The following is a 24,431-nucleotide window of genomic DNA, read 5'->3' as shown; positions in this document are numbered from 1 at the left end:
AATCCATTTACTCCACAGGTTTTACGCTTGCTCCAGGGGCAGAAGGTGAGGTTTGTTTCCCGGCAAAGTTCTTCAGGTATTACTTAGCATGGCGCAGAACACCCTCCGGCCTACGGCCACCTCCCTCAATGGAGGATTAGTGCGGTGAAGGATTAAAATTAAAGGCTAGTAGTTAAATAGATGACGCCGCTACTGCTGTTCATTTGCATACCAAGTGAGAGTCAGCCTAGGACCCCGCTGGCAGTATTCAAGGTAATCGGTAAAGGGGTAATTGATGGTTTTTCAGAGTGGTTTGGGTTGGAAGACTGAAGTCCTGAGTCCGAGGTGATTTTCAAAACTGTAAACCTTGAATTTTGAACTGTAAACAGTAAACCGTCCCCTCTTTTCCTTCACAATTTTCAATGTTGCACCTTCTAAAATTATTAATAAACTTATCCCTGACAAGTTCGCGATTAACAGAATTAAGACTATATTTATTATAGTAGAAATTGTTTGTAAAAAGTTGAGCTTTCTAAATTGATGAAAATCAGACTGTACGTAGGAATAGTTCTGGTAGACCTTGTATTTTGTTTGTTGTGCCATAGCTCTTTTGCGCAGATCAACAACATCAGGTTTGAAAGACTGACCATTGATGATGGCCTTTCTCAAAATACAGTCATGTCCATAACGCAGGACGATCAGGGCTTTTTGTGGGTGGCAACGCAGGATGGGCTTAACAGGTTTGATGGTTATGATTTTAAAACCTACTCCAACAACCTCAACCAATCAAATACCCTGCTTCATAATTATACCACAGAAGTACTTAATTATGGTCAGAACAAGTTGCTGGTAAGCACTATTGTCGGCCTTGACCTTTTTGATATTACAAAAGATAACTTCACTCATTTCAGGCCAGGTGAGGGCCCCGGGCAATTGTCCTCACATGATGTTAATTGCCTGTTTATCGATAGGGCCGGTACGTTGTGGATAGGTACGGCGGACGGTCTTGACCAAGTGGATACCGTAGGTGGCCAGGTAAAGCATTTCCGGCATTATGCCAATGACCCTTCCAGTTTGAGCAACAACACCATTACAGTCATATTTGAAGATCATGATAAAAACCTTTGGGTAGGTACCGAGAATGGTCTGAACCGGTACTCAAGGGAAAAGGGGACATTTCAAAGGTATTATCATACCAATGATCCTGTCTCGCTCAGTAGCAATCATATAACCTCTATTTATGAGGATAAGCAGGGAAGGCTTTGGGTTGGCACACAGAAAGGGCTGAACCTTTATGATCAAAAGTCGGACGGCTTCGAATTATTCAGTACTGATGCCAGGGGAACAACCCTTTCAGATAGCAGGATAACTGCAATATTTCAGGATAGCAAAGATGACCTTTGGATAGGCACCCGAAATGGCCTGAATAAGTTAACAGAAGTCGATGGACAATTGGTCATCTCCCAATACAAAAGGGATGAAGGTGATCTGACCAGCCTGAGCAACAACTGGATAACAGCCATATTTGAAGACAGGTCGAATGTATTGTGGGTCGGTACCTACTTTGGAGGCCTGAATAAATTTGATCTGTATGCCTCTAAATTCAAGATGATGGAGTACAAGGAAAACGATCCTAATTCATTATCAAGTAACATTGTGAGGTCTATAGTTAAAGACCGGGAAGGGAACATCTGGGTTGGTGCTAACCCGGGACTGAATAAAGTAGATCGTGAAACCGGGGAAGTTACCCGGTTTTTTGGCAGTTCCACGGATGTGAATACCATGAATGGCAATGTGGTCCGCAGCCTGTGCTTTGATGATGAGAATAAATTGTGGATAGGTACCAGCGATGGTGGGCTAAGCTGGTATGACCCTGAAACCGGCCAGTTTAATCGGTTTGTTTATGATCCAGAAGATCCGTATTCATTTAAAGCGTTTGACGTGCGGCTGCTCTTCTGCGACAGTGAGGGTACGATGTGGATCGGGTCGAATGGTGAAGGGTTGTTCAGGTATGAAAAGGAAACCGGGCGATTTATAAACTACAGGCCTGACAGTGTAAGTAACAATAGCATAAGCAGTCTGGAGGTGAACTATGCCATGGCTGAGGACCATGACGGAAACTTATGGATAGGTACATGGAATGGCCTGAACAGGTATAATAAAGCTACGGGGCAATGGAAACATTATTACTACAACCTAAACAACCCTGAGAGCCTTTCAGACAACTATGTGAAATCTGTAATGATTGATCATAACAACACGCTTTGGGCGGCTACAGCAGGACGTGGGTTAAATAAGCTGATAGATGAGGAAAAGGAAATATTCGAGCATTATACAGTAAACGAAGGGTTAGCTAATGACCATACATATGGTGTGTTGGAGGATGACAACCACTATATCTGGGTAAGCACAAACAAAGGCTTGTCACGACTTAATCCGATTACGGGCACCTTCAGGAACTACGATCGGAATGATGGCTTGCAGGGAAATGAGTTCAACACCGGTGCATTTTACAAAGCCCCTGATGGAGAAATGTTTTTCGGAGGCTTAAACGGGCTGAATTACTTCCGGCCTGAAGAGGTTTCTGACAGTGAGACTTTGCCTCAGGTGGCAATCACCAACATCAGGCTTTTTAATAAAAGTGTTGGCCTGCGGGACTCGTCCAGCGGGCTTTATCTCAAAAGGCATATACAGTTTGAAGATAGCATAGAGCTTTCATTTGATAAAAATTCCATAGCCTTTGAATTTGCCGCCTTACATTTTTCAAACCCTTCCAAAAATCAGTATGCATATATTTTAGAGGGTTTTGATAAGGAGTGGATCTACACCAAAGGCAATATGCGTTTCGCCAGCTATACCAATGTACCTCCCGGTGAGTACACCTTCAAGGTCAAAGCATCAAACCATGATGGTATTTGGCGAATGGAGCCTGCCACACTTACCGTGATTATAACGCCACCCTATTGGCAAACCTGGTGGTTCAAACTACTTTCAGGGGCCTTTCTCGTTGGCCTGATAATTATTGTGCATCGCTACAGGGTATATAATATTAAAGAACAGAAGGATAGGCTCGAAAAGCTGGTAGAGGAAAGAACAGCGGAGATTGACCATAAAAGCCATCTGTTGCAGGAGAAAAACAAAAAACTGATAGCTACCCACGAGCAGCTCAAACTTAAGCAGGAAGAGGTAGTCATGATCAATGATGAGGTGCTGGCCCAAAACGACGAGATCCTGGCCCAGAATGAAGAGTTGGAAATGCAGCGAAAGGAGCTGGAGAAGTCCTACAAAAACATACGTACTATCAGTGATATAGGCAGGGAGATATCCTCCATGCTGGACTTTGAAAAGATCATACTAAAGGTCCATGAACACGTGAACAACCTGATGGATGCTACTGAGTTTGGTATTGGTATATACGATGAGCAAAACGAAAAAATAAACTTTGCGCTATACATTTATGAAGGTGAGAGAATCCCGGGCTTTGAAGATCCGGTATCTGCCGACAGGTTCACAAGCTGGGCAGTAAGAAACCGCAAACCGGTATGGCTGGGCAATGTGAGGAATGAATACCATCAATATATTTCATCGGTTGATAACTTCAAAGGGAAGTTATTGATGTCATTGATGTGCATCCCTTTGCTGGTTGAAGACCGGATTGTGGGGGTGCTTAGTGTGCAAAGTCCTAATGAAAATGATTATACCCAATATCAGTTTGACCTGCTCAATGCACTGGCGACCTATATTGCCATAGGGCTTGATAACTCCAATGCCTATAAAGACCTGGAAGCCAAAGTAGACGAACGCACCCGCGACCTCAACGATGCGTATAAACAATTGGTAGCTACCAACAAAAACTTCGATGATTTTGCCTACCGCTCGGCCCATGACCTGAGGGGCCCGCTGGCCAGGATACTTGGCCTGTGCCACCTTGGCCAACTTGAGGTTAAGGATAAGAAAGGGCTCGAATATTTGAATTTCCTTGAAAAAGTAGCCTTTGAAATGGATCATATGCTGGGCAGGCTACTGCGTACGCACCAAAACAAAAAAACTCCGGTCACCAAAAGCCCGCTTGATATCAGATCGATTTTGGACCAGGTGGTAAAGTCCATCAGTAAGACAGAGGAGCTGGACAATATTAAGTTTGAATTTGACATCGATGAGCAGGTATACCTGGAATCTGACCAGTTTCTCTTCCGGATATTGCTTGAAAATATCATACTCAATGCCGTGCAGTTTCAGGATCCCGAGCAAAGAAACCATTGGGTAAAAGTAAGCTGTGGCAGGGGAAATAACCCCGGACAAGTAGTGATTTCTGTAACAGATAACGGCATGGGCATCGCAGTTCAGCAAAGGGATCGGGTTTTTGATATGTTTTTCGTGGGTTCTGAGGCCTCCAAAGGCTCAGGGCTGGGCCTGTATGAATCCAAATTGATTGCGGACAGGCTTGGAGGAATTATAAAAATCAAACAGTGTGACGAAGGCCTTACTGTTTTTGAGGTGACTATGGATAGTAAATAGGCAGGAGCCATGCCTCTGTCGGCATGGCCCGAACCTAAAATCTAATGAATTAAGCCGTTAACTCTTCTCTCTGAGCGGCTACTTTATCGCTTGAAATATAATCGTCGTAGGTCATGAGCTTATCCATGAAGCCGTTAGGTGTAAGTTCAACAATCCTGTTGGCCACGGTCTGGGTGAACTCGTGGTCATGAGAAGTGAACAATACAGTACCCGGGAAGTCTTTCAAAGCGTTGTTAAAGGCAGTGATCGATTCCAGGTCGAGGTGGTTGGTCGGTTCGTCCAGTATAAGCAGGTTAGCACCGGCAAGCATCATGCGCGAAATCATACACCTTACCTTTTCGCCTCCGGAAAGCACATTACATTTTTTAAGGGTTTCTTCCCCTGTAAAGAGCATTTTTCCCAAGAAGCCACGAATAAATATCTCATCCTTTTCGTCATCCGAATACTGTCTAAGCCAGTCGATAAGATTATCGTTGCTTTTGAAGTACTTTTCGTTTTCATTGGGCAGGTAAGCCGTAGTGATGGTTTGGCCAAACTTAAACTCCCCTGAATCAGCCTGTTCTTCACCCATCAGTATGCGGAAGAGAGTGCTGATAGCCAAACTATCTTTGCCAATAAAAGCGATCTTATCGCCCTTGTTAACAAAAATATCCAGGTCTTTGATCAGCGAGCGGCCGTCAATCTTTTTATTGAGGCCTTCTATCTGCAAAATCTGGTCACCGGCTTCGCGTTTCTGATTAAAAATGATCGCAGGGTAGCGTCTGTTAGAAGGCTGAATATCCTCAATATTGATCTTGTCAAGAAGCTTTCTACGGCTGGTAGCCTGCTTGGATTTTGAGGCATTGGCACTAAAACGTGCAATGAATTCCTGTAGTTCTTTTTTCTTTTCTTCGGCCTTTTTGTTGGCAGAAGAACGCTGGCTCAGGGCCAACTGGCTTGACTGGTACCAGAATGAATAGTTACCGGTAAATAATTTAATGGCACCGAAGTCAATATCTGCAATATGTGTACAGACAGTATCTAAGAAGTGACGGTCGTGAGAAACAACAATCACTGTATTTTTAAAGTCAAGAAGAAAGTCTTCCAACCATGACACCGTGTGGATGTCCAGGTCGTTGGTAGGCTCATCCAGAATCAGGATGTCGGGGTTTCCAAAAAGTGCCTGAGACAGAAGCACCCTTACCTTCTGGCTACCTGTCAGGTCCTTCATCAGGTTGTAATGCTCAGACTCATCAATGCCCAGGCCACTTAAAAGGGCAGCGGCATCAGACTCGGCATTCCAACCATCCATTTCTGCAAACTCAGCTTCCAATTCAGAGGCTTTGATACCATCCTCTTCTGAAAAATCAGGCTTGGCATAAATCTCGTCCTTTTCCTTCATGATCTTCCACAACTTTGTATGGCCCATCATTACGGTGTCCAGTACAGTGAATTCGTCAAATTCAAAGTGGTTTTGTTTAAGTACTGCCATCCTTTTACCCGGTTCGATAGTCACGTTGCCGGAATTCGGCGTAACGTCACCTGAAAGGATCTTTAAAAAGGTGGATTTACCGGCGCCGTTGGCCCCAATTACACCATAGCAGTTGCCTGCACTGAACTTGATGTTTACTTCATCAAAAAGGACTCTCTTACCGTATTGTAGAGAAACATTGTTTGCTGCGATCATACCATTCTCGAATTTAAGGCTGCAAAGTTAGCTAAATAATTACCCTAAAACTAAGAATACCGGAAATTGGTTCTGTATACCAGTAATTACCTGGCTACCTCGATACGCAGCTTCTGTTTCTTCACTTTTTGGTTATTGACCTTTGGGAGAATGGCTTTTACCCGGTTGCGCTTTACCGCTGCATAGGCATACTGATCTTTAACCTCAATCAGCCCCAGATCATCTTTGGCAAGTCCGCCGGTTTTAAGGAACAATCCTACAATGTCAACTTTATTGATCTTGCTCTTTTTTCCTGCACTGATGAACAACGTTTCCCATTCAGGAGCCTCAGGCACAGGGGCCTCGGCATTTAAAGGCATTTCGTTTATATCTTTGCTGATATAAGCCGGTATTTCATCATTTTCAGTAGTTACCAGGTAAGCCGTGCCGCTGGCATTCATTCTCGCTGTTCTCCCGTTGCGGTGGATGAACGCATCTTCTTTGGGAGGAAGCTGATAATGGATGATATGCCTGATCTGCGGAATGTCCAGACCTCTTGCTGCCAGATCAGTTGTTACCAACAGGTAATGGCTGCCATTCCTGAATTTCAAAAGTGCCCGTTCGCGCTCCTCCTGATCCATACCACCATGAAAAACTTCGTGGATAATGCCTCGCTCGAAAAGCAGATCGCTGATCCTGTCTACAGCCTCACGGTGGTTGCAGAAAACCAGCATGGGTTGAGAGCCGATGTTACAGATCAGTTGAAAAAGCATTTCCAGCTTACCCGCAGAGTCCGTCGGAATGTTGACCAGCTCAATATCCGGTGCAGGATGTTGGGCTAGGTGGTTGATCACCACTGGCTCAGAAAATTCAACAAAAGCGGGAATAGACTTCATTTCAGTGGCCGAAGTCAATATCCGGCTCTTTAAATGAGGAATACGACGAATGATAGACTGCATGTCCTCTTCAAATCCCAGCTCTAGCGACTTGTCAAATTCATCCAGTATAATGGTATGGATATTTTTGGTCTCAAAGCTTCTTCTGTTTAAGTGGTCAGCAATACGGCCCGGCGTACCAACCAATACCGCAGGCGGGTGCTGCAGGTTGTTCGTTTCGGTTTTGAATGAATGGCCACCGTAGCAGCAGTTGATTTTGAAGCCGGTGCCCATGGCTTTAAATACCTGCTCAAGTTGAAGGGCCAGCTCGCGGGACGGAACGAGTATCAATACCTGAACAGCCTCAAGTCCGGGTTGAAGCTGGTCTAAAACCGGAAGCAAAAATGCCAGTGTCTTGCCCGTGCCTGTAGGAGCCAGTAGCATCATATCTTTTCCAGGTTCATACTGCTCAAGAGAAGCCAGTTGAATACTGTTAAGTGTGGTGATTTTCAGAGGGGCGAGGTACTTCTCTAAGTCAGTGTTGTTGATCTTCATCCCTCAAAGGTATGGAGATCAATACACAATTTAGTCCATTTTAAAGGTTTGTGAATGATTATTTTCACCGCTGGCCCCGGAAAAATAGCTCAGGCACGTTTATTGGAGTTGTTGAATCATGAATAATACCGCCAGAGCCACGTCCAGTTATATGCCGGAAGTTGACCTTGAGCAGTTTGCCCAAAACAAGGTCATCCCTGATACCCTGAGAAAGGAGATCTTAACGGCATTGTCCTACTACCCTGAACTTAAGGGTACAAAGATCCACTTCGTCTTTAAGGACAACATCAAGAAATCATTTATGCAGGCACAACCGCTTGTAAAAACCATGTTTCGGAGCAGGGGAAAGCGGGAATACGTGATCTTTATCAGCCACTATTTTAAGATCGGCCTCGAAAGGATCTTTATCCATTCCGTGCCTTTTGGTGTGCTGGTTGGCTGGCTGGGGCATGAGCTCGGCCATGTTATGGATTATAAAGACAGAAGCTTCTTCTCATTATTGAAGTTTGGTTTTGGGTATATTTTAAGCAAAGCCTATCTCATAGGCGCAGAGCGTGTGGCCGACACACATGCTATACAACATGGACTGGCAGACAGGATCATAGAAACCAAAAACTATATATTAAACCATGCCCATCTCCCCGAGAGGTACAAGAGCAAGATCAGAAGGCTGTATATGCCTCCCGAAGAAGTGATGATGATGGTGGAAGCCAGGTAGCTGTATTTCTGAAAATAAATTTAGCGCCGTTGGTTTTTTGATCCCTGAGAATGTTTTACTTCGCCCTGTAATTTTAACCATCAGCGTTATGATCATAGCTGCGGCACAGACTGCCCCTGTGCGGGGAAACATACCTGCAAACCTCGAACAACATTATAGATTGATCAAGGAAGCATCTGAGCACAATGTACAGCTCCTCGTGTTTCCGGAGCTTTCCATTACCGGGTATGAAAGGGAACTTGCCCATAACTTTATAGTTACAATCGATGATGACAGGCTGGACCACCTGCGTGATCTTGCCCGGGAGTATAGTATGATCATCATAGCAGGTGCCCCGGTAGAAACCCAGGGGCAATTGCATATCGGATCATTTGTTATACAGGCGGATGGCAGTTTGTCCCTGTACACCAAGCAGTTTTTGCACGATGGGGAAGATCAGTTCTTTTCCTCATGCTTCGACCATGACCCGGTAATAAAGCTGGAAGAGGAGACGATCAGCGTGGCTATATGTGCCGATATAGAAAATGTGAAACATCCTGAAAAGGCAGCGGCAGGAGGAAGTACCCTCTACCTGGCCAGTATCTTTTATTCGCCCGGCGGTATAGGTGGCGCACTTCAGCTATTGAGCCAATATGCCTCACGCTACCAAATGGCCGTGCTGATGTCAAATTTTGGAGGAGATTCGTGGGGAAGCCCTTCCGGCGGACAAAGCGCCTTCTGGAATAAAGAAGGTGAGCTGATAACAAAAGCCTCAGCCTCGGGTGAAGAGTTGCTCGTGATAGAAAAACTGAATGGAGAGTGGAGCGGAAAAGTAGTTGTGACTGGCAGTGAGGCATGAAAATTTCAAAAAGGTATCTTAATTATTGCATTATCCCAGCTATTGTTAAGAGCATGTCGCAATAGAGCATACTCCATTAGCAAAAGATACCACCGAAAAGCCAGGGCTGGCAACAAATAATGCTGCCAACCCTGTAAATTTCTCAGAGCGCTATTTTAAAATACTTATCCGTAGCCAAAAGAATAATGGACGAGATACAGCCCAAAAGTGCCGCATAATAATACTGATACTCCTGGTGTGCAAAGTGTACCATCAATGCACCTACAGCAAATGGAAAAAGCCAGAGTATCGATGCATTTTTAATTTCGTGGTACCAAAGCCCGGCTAACAAGCCTATTACTCCCAAAAGCTCACCGTATCCGATCAGCAATGTCCAGGTCTTGTTAAACCCAAGAGAATCCATACTTTCCATCATACTTTGTTTTTGAAATACCTTGAACAGGCTGGCATACCCAAAAAGATAAACATAATACGCATATACCGCCCAGTGTACAATTTGAATTAAGAGTTTCATAAATGTGTTTTTTTGATTGTAAAGGTTAGTATGTACCTTTAATTATTCAAGTACATACTAAATTGTAGGGTACCTACTAATTTGTAAGAAATGAGAAAAGAGGCATCTACGAATACTTTAAATAAGAAGAACCTTGAGGCCGATTGTGGAATGGCCTATGCCATGGCGGTACTAAGCGGCCGTTGGAAACTCAGTCTCCTGGGATATTTGATTGACGGAAAGCTCCGGTATGGCGAATTGAAAAAGAAATTGCCGGGCATTTCAGAACGGATGCTGATAACCCAGCTAAAGGAATTGCAGGCCGATGGATTGATAACCCGTATTGCTTACCCGGAAGTGCCTCCAAGGGTTGAGTACCAGCTCACAGAGAAGGGGTCCTCGTTAAAGAACATTCTCATGGAGCTGGACCGTTGGGGCGAGCGGCATAAGGGCAGTTGATAGTTTACACGGTTGCCAGCTTCCAGCGTCCTCTTTTGAAGAGGTACAAGGTAAACAAGGCAACGGAAGTTTCTGAAAAGAATATACCCCAGAAAACGCCGGAATGTGCCCAGCCTAATGAAATGGCCAGAAAATACGACAGCGGTATCTGTATGAGCCAGAAAAACACAAGGTTGATCATAGTGGGTGTTTTAGTATCGCCCGCACCATTAAACGCCTGCGTGGCTACCATCCACCAGCCATATACAAAATAAGAGTAAGAGAGTATCTTAAGCCATTCTGCACCAATATTGATCACGGTAGGGTCTTCCGTAAAGAAACCTATCAGAGAACGGTTAAAGACAAAATAGATCAGTGACACAATGATCAGGAAGATCATATTGTAAAATCCGATCTTCCAGACGGCAGATTCAGCCCTGTCCGGGTTGCCTGCTCCTAAATTTTGGCCTACCAAAGTAGCTGCAGCATTGGACAGGCCCCAGGCCGGCATGAGTGTGAACAGCATGATCCTCATGGCAATGGTAGAACCGGCAACTGCTTCGCTGCTGATCCCTGCCAATATCCTCATCAGGAATATCCACGAAGTCATGGCAACGATCATCTGCCCGACACCTCCGAGGGAAGTTCGTATGATACCCATCAGGATCCTGGCATTCCAGGCGATATGCTCCAAAGTTACCCTGATATGTTTTCCTCCTTTTACCAGTACCCAGACCTGGGTAGCTACACCAATGCCCCGACCAATGGTAGTGGCTATGGCGGCTCCCTCAATACCCATAGCAGGGACAGGACCCCAGCCAAATATCAGTATTGGGTCAAGTATAATGTTTATTCCATTGGCTATCCATAACACTCGCATGGCTATGGCAGCGTCACCGGCTCCCCTGAACACGGCGTTGATTACAAACAGGAGTACAATGATTGCATTCCCACCCAACATCCATCTGGTATATTTATAACCATGAGCAATGCTCCATTCGTCAGCTCCCATGAGCATCAGCAGGTCTTTGGAAAAGAAAATACCCGCTAAGGTAAAGGGCAGGGAGATCAGCAAAGCCAGGAAAATAGACTGAACGGCTGCTTTGGCGGCACCTTCTTTGTTTTTCTCACCGGTACGCCGGGCTACGGTTGCCGTAATGGCCATTGACAAGCCCATGGCAACTGAATACAAGAGAAATAAATAAGTCTCGGTAAGGCCAACCGTGGCAACTGCTGATGCCCCAAGTTTGCCTACGAAATAGATATCTACTACGGCAAAAGTAGATTCCATCACCAGTTCCAGGATCATCGGTACGGCCAAAAGAAAAATAGCTTTCCTCAAACTTACCTGGGTATAATCAGCTTCGGTGCCCCGGATAGCATCTTTAAGGGCCAGCCATATCGATTTTCTTCTTAAGGATTTTGGTTGTTCTGCGACATTTAAATCTTTACTTTCCATTATAGCTGTGGTTAGGGGTTGTTATCAAAGCAAAACTAATGACACCGTTAAATATCAACAGGTGCCGCGTCTGCCAAATTAGTGGGTGCATTGCGACATTCCGTATATCTATAAACGTAATTTGCCTCTGCTATGATTTAAGTTTCATTACAGGTTTTACTTCAGGCTCCTCATCTTCTTCATGCAGGCTTTTCGATTGTACCTGGCTTTTGGTAATATTCACCAGTATGGCACTTCCCAAAATAACCACCATACCGATAAGCTGAAAGTTGGTCACCACTTCTTCAGCCAGGTACCAGCCCAGGATCACCGCCACTACAGGGTTGATGTAGGCATACGTGCTCACGATCGCAGAAGGCAGTTTGGTCAGGAGCCATGTGTAGGCTATAAATGCTATAATTGATCCCGCAATAGCCAGGTAAACAACAGACAACCAACCCTTATAGGTGACGGCTGCCAAATCAAAACCGGAGAATTCACCAGTTGAGAAACTTATGAAAAGGCATATCGGGGATGCCATAAGAAGCTGCCAGGCCAGGTTGGAATACATCGATCCCGGTGCGGGCTTGCTGCGGTTATACAATGTGCCTATTACCCAGCAAATAGCTCCGATGAGGACTGCAATAGTACCATACAGTTGCATAAGGCCACTTTCTGAAAAGGTAGAAGCACTGAGTGTATCCTTAAACAAAAGTAATATGCCCATAAAGCCCAATACCACACCCATGATGATGTAAGGGCTTGAAAAGTAGGTTTTCCAGTTGCTCCTGTCCATGATCACAAACCAGATAGGCAATGTTGCCGAAAGTATGGAAGCATAGCCTGAGGTGATGTATTGCTCAGACCAGATCAAAAGTCCCTGGCCTCCGGTCAGTATGATGAGCCCAAGAATGGCATTTTTGATAATGGATGTAGCCGAAGGCATCTTTTCCTTCTTGTAAATACAATATGCGGCAAGCATTGAGCCTGCTATGATAAATCGCATGGAAGCCATCAGGAAAGGAGGGATTTCTTCAAGGCCAATGGCTATGACGAGATAAGTTGTACCCCAGATCAGATAGATAGCCGCAAAAGACAATACAATGAGTAACTTGTTGGTTTGTTGGAGTTTTGACATCAGATAAATTTGGCCAGGCCTTATAATACGGTTTGAATATAGGAGTATTGAACGTAGATGAGTGCAATAGGATATTGATAATTTTTAATCATACCTATTAAATAAATTCATCAACTGTATGTCGACCGGGTTGATGCTTAAACCTGTATAGAGTAAGTTTATGGAATAGAAAAGTTGAGAAGAAAAATAACATGATGAGAGCAATAGTCATTACCAGTCCGGGAGGCCCTGAGGTGCTGAAAGTGCAGGAGAGGGAAATGCCCCGGACGTCAGAAGGAGAGGTGCTGATCGAGGTAAAGGCGGCAGGAATAAACCGGCCCGATATATTTCAGAGAAAGGGAAATTACCCCGCACCTCCGGGAGTGCCGGACGATATTCCCGGTCTGGAGATAGCCGGCATTATTAAAGAGGTAAAAGAGAAAACCTCCCGGTGGAAACCCGGTGATAGAGTGTGTGCCCTGCTGGGTGGTGGTGGCTATGCGGAGTACGTAACCGTTCCTGCCGGTCAGTGCCTGCCCATACCGGAGGGACTTGACTTTACTGAAGCTGCATCACTGCCGGAAACATTCTTTACCGTGTGGACGAATGTATTTGACAGAGCCAGCTTTAAATCAGGGGAAAACGTACTCGTGCATGGAGGTACTTCAGGCATAGGTGTTGCGGCCATACAGATGGTAAAAGCCATGGGAGGCAAGGCCTATACAACTGCCGGAAGTGCTGAGAAATGTCTGTTTGCAGAGCAGATCGGTGCAGAAAAAGCAGTCAACTATCGTGAAGAAGATTTTGAAAAAATATTAATGGATGCTACAGGTAATGAAGGTATCGACATTATTCTGGATATGATAGGAGGGGATTATACTCCTAAAAACATCAACCTGCTAAAAACAGAAGGCCGGATGGTGATGATCAATGCCATGAAGGGCAAAATAGCGGAGGTAGACCTGCTCAAGGTCATGCGGAAGAGGCTCGTCATCACAGGATCAACCCTAAGGGCACGTGATCATGTTTTTAAACAGGCCATTGCCGAAAAACTGGAACGAAATATCTGGCCATTTCTGGCTGATAATACCATTAAGCCGATAGTTCATAAAACCTTCCCGCTGGAGAATGCTGCCGAAGCACATGCCCTTATGGAAAGCAGTAACCACATTGGTAAGATTGTGTTGACGGTTGGGTAGGGTTTGCAGTGTGCGGTCGGGGGACAGTACATGGGCAGCAGGAAGTGACTGCTCACTGTTTTAGCCAGCGCAAGTAACTGAGTTAGATACTTCGCAGGCGTTTTACTGCTAAAGAGTAGATTTCTGCTTCTAAGGACGCCGAGTCCTCTTCGAGATCTTCGAGAGACTCGGCTGGGAAGTAATGGCCAGGAAAGCAAAGTTGCCAAATTCCTTAGTTGGTGGCTACACCTAAGGCTCTGACGAAATTTTCCCACTCACTGAACTGATCCTCGTCCATCACCCTTGGGGTTTTGACCTGGCCGCCTTTTTTGTTCTTGATCTCGTTCCATTCGTAGAATGCATGTGGGCTTACCACTTCAATAATTATATCCGACAAGGCCTGTTCACGGGCAGTTTGGTAGTTGTGGTTGATGTTCTGTAACGTTTTATCAATGAGTACCCGCGCAGAATCCCTGTCTTTGAGGTCTTCTGAGCCTAAATACCATTTATGAACGTATTGGTCTTCTTGTTTAACTGCAGCTACTGTGAATTCGGTAACGGTTACCCCAAGCTCTTTTTCCAGGGTTTGTATAGCTGTGTTCATATCATTTACCGATAGCTTGGAGCCTACAACGTTTAGGAAGTGCTTGGTACGACCTGTAATGTCTATTTCATAGTGCTCTTTACTCGTCAATTTTATCGTATCTCCCAGTACGTATCTCCATGCGCCTGACACACTGGAGATCAGTAATACGTATTCTTCACCTTCCTTGATCTCTTCGAGCGTTAAAGCCTCAACACCGGGCTTTACCGATCCGTCGGGTAATATATTTTCTTCCACAAAAGGGACAAACTCAAAGTAAATCCCATTATCCAGTGCCAGCTTCATGGAGTCAGTCTCAGGGCGGGCCTGGAATGCCAGGAAGCCCTCGGAGCAAAAGTAAGTGTCGATGTAAACGAGCGGTTGCGCCAGCAGTTTTTCAAAGCTTTTTTGGTATGGGCCAAAAGCCACTCCGCCGGTAGCATATACTCTCAGGTTAGGCCATATTTCGTGGATATTGTTTAGCCCGTGATATTCTATAACCTTCCTGAGCATAAGTTCAATCCACGACGGGATACCTGAAAGCGCGCCGATATCCCACTTTGGTGCTTGTTCGGCTATTTTTTGTATGCGCTGGTCCCAGTCGTCAATATTAAATATTTCCTCACCGGGGCGACAGTAGTTTCTGAACCAGAATGGGATGTTGCCCGCGCTTATGCCGCTAATATCACCTACGGGGTAAACACCATCTTCATTGAGGTTGGTACTGCTACAGAGCATCATGATTTCCTTTTCGAAAAACTCTGCCGGGAGGTTGAAGTTTGACAGACAGGTAATCTGTTGTAAGCTGGCCTGCCGGGTGGCCTGTAGCATGTCCTCAGTTACTGGTATTTTTTTGCTTTTACCACTCGTGGTACCCGAACTCAGGGCCAGGTAGCTCGGCTTCCCCGGCCAGGAGATATCCGGCTGGCCCTGCTCCATTTTATGCCACCATTCGTTGTGCATTTTATGATAGTCATGAACAGGCACCTTGGCAGCAAGTGCTTTCCTGATGTCATCGCTTTCCAAAATGCCTTTAAAGTCATAATGTTTACCAAATTCAGTATCTCTGGCTTTGTCCAGCAGTTGGTAAAGTGTCTTTTCCTGAAGCTCCAGCGGGTCATCATCGCCGGAGAGTTTGCCTTTAAGTTCTATAGCCTTCTTGATTATATTTCCAAGTATGGTCATTGATTTAACTCGTTTTTGTAGGGTAGAAGCCAAAATAGTACCTGATCCGGAATTGGTGGTATAAAGCAGGTTAGCGCATGAAAAACACTGGCAGGCAGGGAGTTTTCTTCTACAATATGTGGTTTTTGTGTAACTTATTGGTTTGCTTTAGGGCTGAATTTTTTAGGAATGGAAATAGCCATTATTGGCGGCGGTGCCGCCGGTTTTTTTGCCGCAATATCAGCGAAACAGCATCACCCGGATGCCAGCGTCACCCTCTACGAAAAGTCAGGTAAGCTGCTGTCCAAAGTAAAGGTCTCCGGCGGTGGACGGTGCAATGTAACCCATGCCTGTTTTAATGTTTCCCAACTGGCCCGGTTCTACCCCAGAGGTTCCAAGCAGTTGAAAAAAGCCTTTGGCACCTTTTCTACTCAGGATACTGTCAACTGGTTTGAAAATCGGGGGGTAAAATTAAAAACTGAGCCCGACAACCGCATGTTCCCGGTTACCGACAGTTCCCAAACCATCATTGACTGTCTCATCAGGGAGGCGGGAACACTTGGCGTTAAAATAAAGCAGAATTTTCAGATACTTAGCATTCGTCCTGATGCCGGAGGTTACAATCTTGAGAGTAAGGATGGGCAGATCATCACCGCCGGCAAGGTAATCATAACTACCGGAGGCAGCCCTAAACCCGAGGGATTTGAATGGCTAAAGCAGTTGGGGCATACGATTGAACATCCTGTTCCATCCTTGTTTACTTTTAATATGCCTCAGGAACCGATTAAGAAGCTTATGGGGCTTTCCGTTAGTCATACAGCAGTACGCGTTCAGGGTACAAAGCTGAAGGAAGAAGGCCCTCTGCTGATCACGCACTGGGGCATGAGCGGCCCCGCTATATTGAAGCTCTCAGCTTATGGGGCCAGGGTACTGAACCAACTCGATTATAATTTCAAGGTCCAGGTAAACTGGCTTGGCAACCTCACAGAGGCTGAAATACAGCAAGTGCTTTCAGAGCAGGCTACAAACTACACCCGGAAGAAAATGCTGAATGCCAATCCATTCGATATTCCTAACCGATTGTGGGACTTCCTACTTGCCAAGATAGACTTGCGGGAAGACATCACATGGGGTGAACTTGGGAAAAAGGGACACAATAAATTGGTAAATATCCTCATCAATGACATTTACGAAGTCAGCGGTAAAACTACCTTCAAGGAGGAGTTTGTGACCTGCGGCGGAGTGAGCCTGCAGGACGTTGATTTCAGTACCATGCAAAGCCGGAAAATGCCTGCCATTTACTTCGCAGGAGAGGTGTTGGATATTGATGGCGTTACCGGCGGTTTTAACTTTCAGGCGGCCTGGACAACGGGCTATATTGCAGGCCAGTTGAAATAGGTTGATCCATTGTAATTCAGGTAGTTTTGGGGCTTCGTCGTGAGCCACTGCCTGCACTTAGCTACACTTTCCTTCCATTCAGCTAATAAAGTTGGAGTTAGCTGCTGATTTTGATAAATCATAGGTTATTGGTGCACAAACACCTATCGATTTTACAACCTAAAACCAACTATTATGACCAAATTACCTTACCAAAAATTATGTCTTTTACTCAAAGTTTGCTTTAAACAACACCTGCTTCCGGCACTTATATTCCTTACTGCGTTCGGGACTGTTACGGCCCAGGATTTTTCAGGTACCTGGACCCAGGGCCAACGGTTGATGCCCGATTTTACGGGGACATTAAAAGTGTCCAACAATACATCGACAGCTATTGAAGATTACTATGTCGAATTTGAACTGGACCCATATTATTCCCAGGTGACCAGTTACTCCGGTACCATTTCATCGCTGGGGAATAACAGGTATAAGTGGACGCCGCCGTCATGGGGTGGGGGTACTTCACTGGGGGCCAATGCCTCAGTGGATATTTCGGTGAATGCCAAATATGCAGGCATCTCCATACCACCTTTCAATGCTTCAATACATGGCTCCAATATCAGCGAGGCAGGTTTTGAGGTGGAGAACCTCAGTCCTTTGTTCCCTTCACCATGTGGTCAGCCGGAATGTGCCCCTGCATCAGGTTATGATCCCTCTAAAAAGATCATTGCCTACTATATTTCCTGGGGTGTATATGGCCGGGATTTCCATGTTGAAGATATCAGGGCAGACAGAATGACTCATATCAACTTTGCCTTTGCCAATATTAACCCTTCCAACTATCATATTGTGGTTGGGGATGAATTTGCCGATCTGCAAAAAGAAGGCGGTAGCTTCGATAAGCTCTATCAGCTAAAACAGTACTATCCTCACCTGAAAACCCTGATCTCAGTGGGTGGGTGGACGTGGTCTACACACTTTTATGAGGCTGCGGCCACGGCTGCCAACCGACAGGCGTTCGCCGAATCTGTCCGGGAGTTTCTGGTAAAGTATAAATTTGACGGTGTAGACCTGGACTGGGAATACCCCGGTGGAGGCGGAAATGACGCCGGAAAGGGTGGCCCTGAAGATGGGGTCAATTACACCAGGCTTGTGCAGGCCATACGTGCCGAACTTGATGCCCAGCAGGCTATTGATGGCAAATATTACTACATCACAGCAGCAGTGGGGGCAGGAACTTCGAAGATTGATGCCATGGATGTACCCGGTTTCTTTAGTGTGGCAGACTGGGTCAATATCATGACTTATGATATGAATGGTGCCTGGGCCAATTATACTGGCCACCATGCCCCTTTGTATAACAGTGCCGGTGACGGTGTAGGCAACCACCCTGACGGTTCTCCGGTCATAGACCCAAAGTTTAATGTCAACTCGGCAATTATGCACTACATCAGTAAGGGAGCGCCGGCCAGTAAGATCACCGCGGGCCTGCCTATTTACAGCCGTGAGTGGCGCAATGTGCAGGCAGGAGATTCCCACGGGCTGTATCAGCCCTCTACGGCCACGCAGCCGCCTCCAGGCTCATGGGATGAACCGGGCCAGCCTTCCGGGGTGCATGATTATAAAGACCTTGTATCGGACTATATCAATAAAAATGGCTATACCCGCTATTGGGATGATGTAGCCAAAGTGCCTTATCTCTATAACCCTAATCAAATGGGAGGACACTTCATTTCTTATGAAGATAACCAGTCTCTTGACTACAAAATTGATTACATCCATAGCAATAATCTGGCAGGTGCCATGTATTGGGAGTCGACTCAGGATGTACCTTCGGGTCCAAACTCCCTGATTGATAAAATATATGAGGGTATCATGGCCGGAGGCTGTTCCCCAAGCTGTCCGAATAACCCGCCGGTGGCAGGTATTACCAGCCCGGGTAATGGCAATAGCTTTGAACAGGGTGCGGATATCACCATCACGGCCACCGCATCAGATGCCGACGGTGTGGTTTCCAAGGTGGAATTTTATGCAGGACAAACCAAATTGGGTGAAGACCTTACGGCTCCATACAGTTTTACCTGGTCTGGCGCAGCATTGGGTTCCCATGACCTGACTGTAGTAGCTACTGATGACGACAATGCGTCTGTAACTTCGGCAGTCGTGAGCATTTCTGTTAATGAGCCGGGATCAAACCAAGCTCCTTCCGTGTCCATTACAAGTCCTGCCGAGGGTGCTACTATTACCGAGGGTACCGCCATCACCATTGCATCCGATGCCTCGGATAGCGATGGTACCGTAGTGCTGGTCGAGTTTTACGAAGGTTCGAACAAACTAGGGGAAGATGCTTCTGCACCTTTCAGCTATACCTGGAATGGAGCTGTAGCAGGTTCATATACGCTCACCGCCCGCGCTACTGATGATGACGGTGCAACCACAACATCAGGTGTTGTTAATATAACTGTAGAGATTTCTGACGGTGGAGGTTGCGCAGGTCTGCCGCAATATGCTGCCGGTACCAGCTACAGTCAGGACCAGGAAGTAAAGAATTTGAACCAAAAATTCAGGTGTAATGTGCCAGGCTGGTGTTCATCAAGCGCAGCATGGGCCTATGAACCGGGAGCAGGACAGTACTGGCAGGATGCCTGGTCGCTGCTTGGTGATTGTGGTGATGGTGATCCGGACCCGGACAATGTGGCGCCGACGGTTTCTGTTTCATCACCCGCCAATGGTGCTGATTTCAATGAAGGCGATAATATTACCCTTACAGCTTCGGCCAGCGATAGCGATGGAACAGTCACTAAAGTTGAATATTTCCATGGAAGCACTAAAATAGGAGAGGCAACTTCCAGCCCATATACCGTTATCTGGAGCAATGTTAGTGCAGGCTCATATACGTTGACAGCCCGTGCTACGGATAATGATGGAGCCACCGGAACCAGCACCGCCGTAGCTATATCGGTAACTACTACCGGTGGGGGCGATTGTGGAGGTTTGCCTGTGTGGTCTGCTTCCGAAGTATATACCGGAGGCGACCAGGTGCAGTACAATGGCAATAAATATCAGGCCAATTACTGGACTCAAAACAATAATCCTGAGGAATTCTCCGGGCAGTATGAGCACTGGACGAACATAGGAGCATGCGGCAGTGCTGCTGCCAGAACAGCATCGTCAGAAAACCTGGGTGCTGACGATTCGGGTTCCTCATCATTCAGCTTAAAGCAAAATTACCCTAACCCGTTTTCGGCATACACAGTTATCGATTTTTCTGTTCCTGAAAACGGCCCGGTTAGCCTCGTGATCTACAATAGCCTGGGAGCCAAGGTGATCAGCGTGGTAAACGAAGAATTGAAAGCTGGGAAACATCACTATGAGCTGAATACCAGCAGTCTGCCAAATGGTTTATATCACTGTCAGTTGAAGTCGGGAGGGCGAATTATTACCCTCAGAATGTTTAAAAAATAATCTTCTTTCCCCGGGGGCCGGTCTGGTGCATTTCAGGCCGGTCCCTTCTAAAATCATTGATTTACAATTATTAAGATTATCCATATGCAATATATATCTAAACATATATCAGGCTTCATTGCAGTATTTTTAATAGCAATGCTGGCCTTTTTTACCCTACCGGGACAATTATCTGCTTATGAGCTGGATTGTAGCGGTGTCCCGGCATGGAGCTCATCTGAGGTCTACACCGGAGGGGCGGAAGTGCAATACAACGGTAATAAGTACCGGGCAAACTACTGGACTCAAAACAATAATCCGGAGGAATACTCTGATGCTTACGAGCACTGGACCAATCTGGGACCGTGCGGCGGAGGAGGTACCAACCAACCTCCTTCTATATCGCTTACAGCCCCGGCAAACGGAGCTACCTATACAGAAGGCGACAACATCCTGATCCAGTCCAGTGCCTCGGATGCGGACGGGAGTGTGTCCAAAGTGGAGTTCTACCAGGGACAAACCAAACTTGGCGAAGACAGTTCGGCACCTTATAGCTTTACGCTTAGCAATGTAAGTGCCGGTAGTTTGTCATTTACGGCCAAAGCGTTTGATAATGAAGGGGCGAGTGCCACTTCATCTGCTGTATCGGTAACGGTCAACGGCTCAGGGAATGATGGTAGCTGCTCCGGCCTGCCTCAATATGTGGCTGGTACTACTTACAGCCAGGACCAGGAGGTACAGAATATCAATAAGAAATACCGTTGCGATATTCCCGGCTGGTGTTCTTCGGGTGCCGGTTGGGCTTATGCTCCCGGTGAAGGCCAGCACTGGCAGGATGCATGGACTTACATAGGCGACTGCAATGGCGGTGGCGGAGGTGACAATGAAAACCCTTCGGTGAGTATTACAGCCCCCTCAAATGGCAGCACTTATACGGCAGGTGATATCGTAAGTATATCAGCAACTGCCAGTGATACAGACGGCACAGTTTCCAAGGTCGAATTTTTCAGGAATGGTACTAAAATTGGCGAGGACACCTCCAGTCCATACCAGGTAAACTGGACCAGCCTGGCGGGTAACTATTCGCTGACGGCCAAAGCTACGGATAATGATGGTGGCTCTACAACTTCCGCTGCGGTATCCATTACTGTAGAGTCTTCCGGCGGTGGTGGTGACGGAGAACTTCCCAAGCGGATTATGGTCGGTTACTGGCACAATTTTGATAATGGTTCGGGTACCCTCAAGCTCAGGGACGTTTCCGATAAATGGGATGTGATTAACATTGCTTTTGCAGAACCATCCACCCCATCAGGTTCGAATATAGTTTTTACGCCCGATCCGGCCATTTACCCTTCCGTTCAGGAGTTTAAAGATGATGTGGCTTTGCTCAGGAGCAGGGGTAAGCAGGTGTTGATCTCCATAGGAGGTGCCAATGGTGCCATTGATGTCAGCAGCAGCGCAGATGCCCAGGAGTTTAGCAGCAGTATGATTAGTCTCATCAATGAATATGGTTTCAGCGGTATGGATATTGACCTGGAAGGAAGCTCATTGTCTCTGGCCTCCGGTGATACCGATTTCAGAAACCCGACCTCGCCTAAGATTGTGCATTTCATAGCCGGTGCACAAACTGTAGTTAACAGCTTCGGCTCCGATTTTATACTTTCCATGGCTCCGGAAACAGCCTTTGTGCAGGGTGGCTATAGTACCTACGCAGGCGCTTATGGGGCATATCTGCCGGTGATCTATGCCTTTAGAAACCAAATGGACTACATCCATGTACAGCATTACAACTCCGGCTGTATGCTAGGGCTTGATGGCAGGTGCTACTCGCAAAGCACACCTGATTTCCATGTGGCCATGGCAGAAATGCTTTTGCAGGGGTTCCCTGTAGCCAGCAATCCTGTTGACTTCCCTGCTCTGAGGGTAGACCAGGTAGCCATTGGCCTGCCTGCAGCCCCGGCCGCCGCAGGAGGAGGATACACCACACCCGCCAATGTACATAAGGCTCTGGATTACCTGATAAAAGGTATACCTTTTGGCGGGAGCTATACCCTGATAAACTCTAGCGGCTATGCAGATTTCCGAGGCCTGATGACCTGGTCTATCAATTGGGACATTGCCAATGGCTATGAGTTCTCCAACAGCCACAGACCGTACCTGGATGCATTGGACGGTGCAGCAGTATCTGCAAGAATTGCTTCAGTGGAAGAATCCTCTCTTGTACAGGAGAAGGCCATTGGTGGATATCCAAACCCTTTCTCACATGGAGCTACCATCGATTTTCATGTAGAAAAGGCCGGTCATACTTCACTGGTAGTCTTTGATAATGTTGGAAAACGTGTAGCCGTACTGATGGATAAGGCATTGAATAGCGGTCATTATTCTGTGCAATGGAATGCTGGGAATGTACCTACAGGCATTTACTTCCTGAGACTTACCTCAGGCGAAGAAGTCAGTAACTTTAAAATGTACAAAGAATAACGTTTTACACTGATTGGTTAATTACTTGAAGAATCCCGGGGGAGGCTGTTTTAATGTCTTCTCCGGGATTCGCTTTTAATGAAGCCTTAATTTTACGCCCAAAGCAAGGCTGAATATATCTGAGATCTGCAAGGATTTTTGATTCTGCATATAGCTCAGAAATTCCAGGTCGTATGTGCCAAGCTCGTAATAAAAGTCAAAGGATTTAACGCGTTGCTGAGCACCCAGGTCCATTTGTACCCGTCCTCCCACAAAGGCACCGAACCGCAGGGATGTGGCCCACCAGTAGTAACCTTTCGGGTATTCATTGGGGAGCAGGGTATCAAACTGGCTGCCAAATGAGTAGCTCAGGTAAGGGCCAATAGAAAAAGGTATAACGGTATACTCTTCATTGATGGCAAACTTCCATGGTGAGTAGGTCATTTTAGTGGTTAAACTTATTATATGGTCACCTCCGATACTTTTGGGCAAAAATCCGGCATAAAGGTCTGTTTCAAGTTTGTCGTTGCCATGCAGATAGCCTGCACCTACAGAGAGAAAACCGATATTGCCGGCAAACTGGACCTTCATATGATCCGGGATGAGCCAGCTTTTTTTACCTGGGGCTTCGCTATCCAGGTCCTGTCCGCTGGCCATCAATATACTGGTGAATAAAAGCAGTATGGGAGCTATTATCTTCATGGTTGGTTTTAGTAATTAACGACTTCTATTTGGGCATCATTTGGGGCCAGCGTAACTATGGCATAACCACCTTTTTGTGTGGTGGTGGTAACAAAGTAGCGCACACCATCATCATAATATTCATCGTCAGAGAAGGAGTGACGGTGGCCGTGCAATGAGAACAAAACATTGGGATCATCTGCCAGCAGTTTTGCGTAGGCTTCTTCCAGGTCAGGGTCAAAATCGCCGTCAAACGGCGGGATATGTGATATGACAATGACCTTTTTATTCTCAGGATTATCCTCAAGCTGGTTTTTAAGCCATATCAGGTCAGGAATAGTGCCGTCAAACTCATATTCCCGGGAGTTGGTGTTGAGCATAATGAATTTGTAGTCGCCGTATTCAAACGAATAATCGAGTGCTCCATACATTTCATTGTAGACCTTCCTGCCATTGGCCAGCAGGTCATGATTGCCGATCACTGTAAGGTAGGGAAATTTAACTTTAGACATGATCTCATGTACCCATTGAAACTCCTGTGCCAGGCCAAAGTCGGATATGTCCCCTGCATGGATTACGAAATCTATGTTATCATATTGGTTGATACTTTTTACAAAATCTTCCGTTTCGTCATAAAACCGCTGGGTGTCGCCCATCAATACAAACCTTATAGTTTCGGGCGCGGGTTTTTTCTGTATCAGCGCAATATTTTTGGAAGTAAGGTTTTTTTCATCGTCCTCAAGAATAATCTGGTTAGGATTATATTCAAAACAGGCCGTGCATGCTAAAGTAAGCACGGTAAATAATATGGGGTTTTTCATTTTTTCTATCTTCTCGACCTTTCATTACAACGGGGGGATAAAAAAATTGTTCGGGTTTTTTGCCCCGCATTTGCCAATAGAGGGGAGTTTAGTGAAGAATTTAATACAG

General features: G+C 46.0%; 16 protein-coding genes. 8 read left to right on the top strand and 8 right to left on the bottom strand.

Annotated elements, in window-relative coordinates; translation table 11 throughout:
- Positions 1 to 519 precede the first annotated feature (519 nt).
- The gene (locus E1163_RS23385) at positions 520 to 4,497 is read left to right on the top strand and encodes a two-component regulator propeller domain-containing protein (protein ID WP_155174897.1); all 3,978 of its coding nucleotides are present in this window, start codon (positions 520 to 522) and stop codon (positions 4,495 to 4,497) included.
- A gap of 49 nt (positions 4,498 to 4,546) precedes the next feature.
- On the opposite strand, the gene E1163_RS23380 is transcribed toward E1163_RS23385, so the two are convergent.
- On the bottom strand, positions 4,547 to 6,163 hold the full coding sequence (locus E1163_RS23380; protein ID WP_155174896.1) for an ABC-F family ATP-binding cassette domain-containing protein: 1,617 nt from the start codon (positions 6,161 to 6,163) through the stop codon (positions 4,547 to 4,549).
- Between the two features lie 86 nt (positions 6,164 to 6,249).
- The gene (locus E1163_RS23375) at positions 6,250 to 7,572 is read right to left on the bottom strand and encodes a DEAD/DEAH box helicase (RefSeq protein WP_155174895.1); all 1,323 of its coding nucleotides are present in this window, start codon (positions 7,570 to 7,572) and stop codon (positions 6,250 to 6,252) included.
- Between the two features lie 118 nt (positions 7,573 to 7,690).
- On the opposite strand from E1163_RS23375, the gene E1163_RS23370 reads away from it, so the two are divergent.
- Both E1163_RS23370 and E1163_RS23365 read left to right on the top strand, forming a co-directional pair.
- Complete coding sequence (locus E1163_RS23370) at positions 7,691 to 8,290, top strand: hypothetical protein (protein ID WP_246223851.1); 600 nt, start codon at positions 7,691 to 7,693, stop codon at positions 8,288 to 8,290.
- Between the two features lie 88 nt (positions 8,291 to 8,378).
- The gene (locus E1163_RS23365; RefSeq protein ID WP_155174894.1) at positions 8,379 to 9,128 is read left to right on the top strand and encodes a carbon-nitrogen hydrolase family protein; all 750 of its coding nucleotides are present in this window, start codon (positions 8,379 to 8,381) and stop codon (positions 9,126 to 9,128) included.
- A 142-nt stretch (positions 9,129 to 9,270) separates the two neighbouring features.
- Here the strand turns inward: E1163_RS23365 and E1163_RS23360 are convergent, their stop codons facing one another.
- Positions 9,271 to 9,642, bottom strand: coding sequence for a DoxX family protein (locus E1163_RS23360; RefSeq protein WP_155174893.1), 372 nt, complete (start codon positions 9,640 to 9,642; stop codon positions 9,271 to 9,273).
- A gap of 90 nt (positions 9,643 to 9,732) precedes the next feature.
- Between E1163_RS23360 and E1163_RS23355 the strand changes: the two genes are divergently transcribed.
- On the top strand, positions 9,733 to 10,080 hold the full coding sequence (locus E1163_RS23355; RefSeq protein WP_155174892.1) for a winged helix-turn-helix transcriptional regulator: 348 nt from the start codon (positions 9,733 to 9,735) through the stop codon (positions 10,078 to 10,080).
- Between the two features lie 4 nt (positions 10,081 to 10,084).
- Here E1163_RS23355 and E1163_RS23350 read toward each other — a convergent pair whose 3' ends face one another.
- Together E1163_RS23350 and E1163_RS23345 are read right to left on the bottom strand one after the other, a co-directional pair.
- On the bottom strand, positions 10,085 to 11,518 hold the full coding sequence (locus tag E1163_RS23350) for an MATE family efflux transporter (RefSeq protein ID WP_155174891.1): 1,434 nt from the start codon (positions 11,516 to 11,518) through the stop codon (positions 10,085 to 10,087).
- A 130-nt stretch (positions 11,519 to 11,648) separates the two neighbouring features.
- Positions 11,649 to 12,635 carry an EamA family transporter gene (locus tag E1163_RS23345; protein WP_155174890.1) on the bottom strand — a complete coding sequence of 329 codons (987 nt, stop codon included), beginning with the start codon at positions 12,633 to 12,635 and terminating at the stop codon, positions 11,649 to 11,651.
- Positions 12,636 to 12,826: 191 nt separating this feature from the next.
- On the opposite strand from E1163_RS23345, the gene E1163_RS23340 reads away from it, so the two are divergent.
- On the top strand, positions 12,827 to 13,813 hold the full coding sequence (locus E1163_RS23340) for an NAD(P)H-quinone oxidoreductase (protein ID WP_343033935.1): 987 nt from the start codon (positions 12,827 to 12,829) through the stop codon (positions 13,811 to 13,813).
- A 211-nt stretch (positions 13,814 to 14,024) separates the two neighbouring features.
- Here E1163_RS23340 and E1163_RS23335 read toward each other — a convergent pair whose 3' ends face one another.
- Entirely contained in the window at positions 14,025 to 15,560 is a 1,536-nt protein-coding gene (locus E1163_RS23335) for a GH3 family acyl-acid amido synthetase (protein WP_155174889.1), read from the bottom strand.
- 168 nt (positions 15,561 to 15,728) lie between these two features.
- On the opposite strand from E1163_RS23335, the gene E1163_RS23330 reads away from it, so the two are divergent.
- The 3 genes from E1163_RS23330 to E1163_RS23320 all read left to right on the top strand — a co-directional run bounded on the left by E1163_RS23330 (position 15,729) and on the right by E1163_RS23320 (position 22,841).
- Positions 15,729 to 16,937 (top strand): BaiN/RdsA family NAD(P)/FAD-dependent oxidoreductase, encoded by a 1,209-nt coding sequence (locus E1163_RS23330; RefSeq protein WP_155174888.1) that lies wholly within the window; start codon positions 15,729 to 15,731, stop codon positions 16,935 to 16,937.
- Positions 16,938 to 17,111: 174 nt separating this feature from the next.
- Positions 17,112 to 20,381: a glycosyl hydrolase family 18 protein gene (locus E1163_RS23325; RefSeq protein ID WP_155174887.1), complete on the top strand. Its 3,270-nt coding sequence runs from the start codon at positions 17,112 to 17,114 to the stop codon at positions 20,379 to 20,381.
- A gap of 84 nt (positions 20,382 to 20,465) precedes the next feature.
- Entirely contained in the window at positions 20,466 to 22,841 is a 2,376-nt protein-coding gene (locus E1163_RS23320; protein ID WP_155174886.1) for an Ig-like domain-containing protein, read from the top strand.
- A 75-nt stretch (positions 22,842 to 22,916) separates the two neighbouring features.
- On the opposite strand, the gene E1163_RS23315 is transcribed toward E1163_RS23320, so the two are convergent.
- Both E1163_RS23315 and E1163_RS23310 read right to left on the bottom strand, forming a co-directional pair.
- Positions 22,917 to 23,522, bottom strand: a complete 606-nt coding sequence (locus E1163_RS23315) for a hypothetical protein (RefSeq protein WP_155174885.1) — start codon at positions 23,520 to 23,522, stop codon at positions 22,917 to 22,919.
- An 8-nt stretch (positions 23,523 to 23,530) separates the two neighbouring features.
- Positions 23,531 to 24,322, bottom strand: coding sequence for a metallophosphoesterase family protein (locus tag E1163_RS23310; protein ID WP_185156188.1), 792 nt, complete (start codon positions 24,320 to 24,322; stop codon positions 23,531 to 23,533).
- Positions 24,323 to 24,431: the final 109 nt, after the last annotated feature.

Source organism: Fulvivirga kasyanovii (assembly GCF_009711405.1).
Taxonomy (GTDB): Bacteria; Bacteroidota; Bacteroidia; order Cytophagales; family Cyclobacteriaceae; genus Fulvivirga; species Fulvivirga kasyanovii.
This window is presented reverse-complemented; position numbering and strand designations above follow the sequence as displayed.

Coding starts and splice junctions, on each gene's coding strand:
- E1163_RS23360 (WP_155174893.1), bottom strand. CDS start 9,642: ATGAAACTCTTAATTCAAATTGTACACTGGGCGGTATATGCGTATTAT.
- E1163_RS23370 (WP_246223851.1), top strand. CDS start 7,691: ATGAATAATACCGCCAGAGCCACGTCCAGTTATATGCCGGAAGTTGAC.
- E1163_RS23335 (WP_155174889.1), bottom strand. CDS start 15,560: ATGACCATACTTGGAAATATAATCAAGAAGGCTATAGAACTTAAAGGC.
- E1163_RS23310 (WP_185156188.1), bottom strand. CDS start 24,322: ATGAAAAACCCCATATTATTTACCGTGCTTACTTTAGCATGCACGGCC.
- E1163_RS23380 (WP_155174896.1), bottom strand. CDS start 6,163: ATGATCGCAGCAAACAATGTTTCTCTACAATACGGTAAGAGAGTCCTT.
- E1163_RS23330 (WP_155174888.1), top strand. CDS start 15,729: ATGGAAATAGCCATTATTGGCGGCGGTGCCGCCGGTTTTTTTGCCGCA.
- E1163_RS23365 (WP_155174894.1), top strand. CDS start 8,379: ATGATCATAGCTGCGGCACAGACTGCCCCTGTGCGGGGAAACATACCT.
- E1163_RS23320 (WP_155174886.1), top strand. CDS start 20,466: ATGCAATATATATCTAAACATATATCAGGCTTCATTGCAGTATTTTTA.
- E1163_RS23375 (WP_155174895.1), bottom strand. CDS start 7,572: ATGAAGATCAACAACACTGACTTAGAGAAGTACCTCGCCCCTCTGAAA.
- E1163_RS23325 (WP_155174887.1), top strand. CDS start 17,112: ATGACCAAATTACCTTACCAAAAATTATGTCTTTTACTCAAAGTTTGC.
- E1163_RS23350 (WP_155174891.1), bottom strand. CDS start 11,518: ATGGAAAGTAAAGATTTAAATGTCGCAGAACAACCAAAATCCTTAAGA.
- E1163_RS23385 (WP_155174897.1), top strand. CDS start 520: ATGAAAATCAGACTGTACGTAGGAATAGTTCTGGTAGACCTTGTATTT.
- E1163_RS23355 (WP_155174892.1), top strand. CDS start 9,733: ATGAGAAAAGAGGCATCTACGAATACTTTAAATAAGAAGAACCTTGAG.
- E1163_RS23315 (WP_155174885.1), bottom strand. CDS start 23,522: ATGAAGATAATAGCTCCCATACTGCTTTTATTCACCAGTATATTGATG.
- E1163_RS23340 (WP_343033935.1), top strand. CDS start 12,827: ATGATGAGAGCAATAGTCATTACCAGTCCGGGAGGCCCTGAGGTGCTG.
- E1163_RS23345 (WP_155174890.1), bottom strand. CDS start 12,635: ATGTCAAAACTCCAACAAACCAACAAGTTACTCATTGTATTGTCTTTT.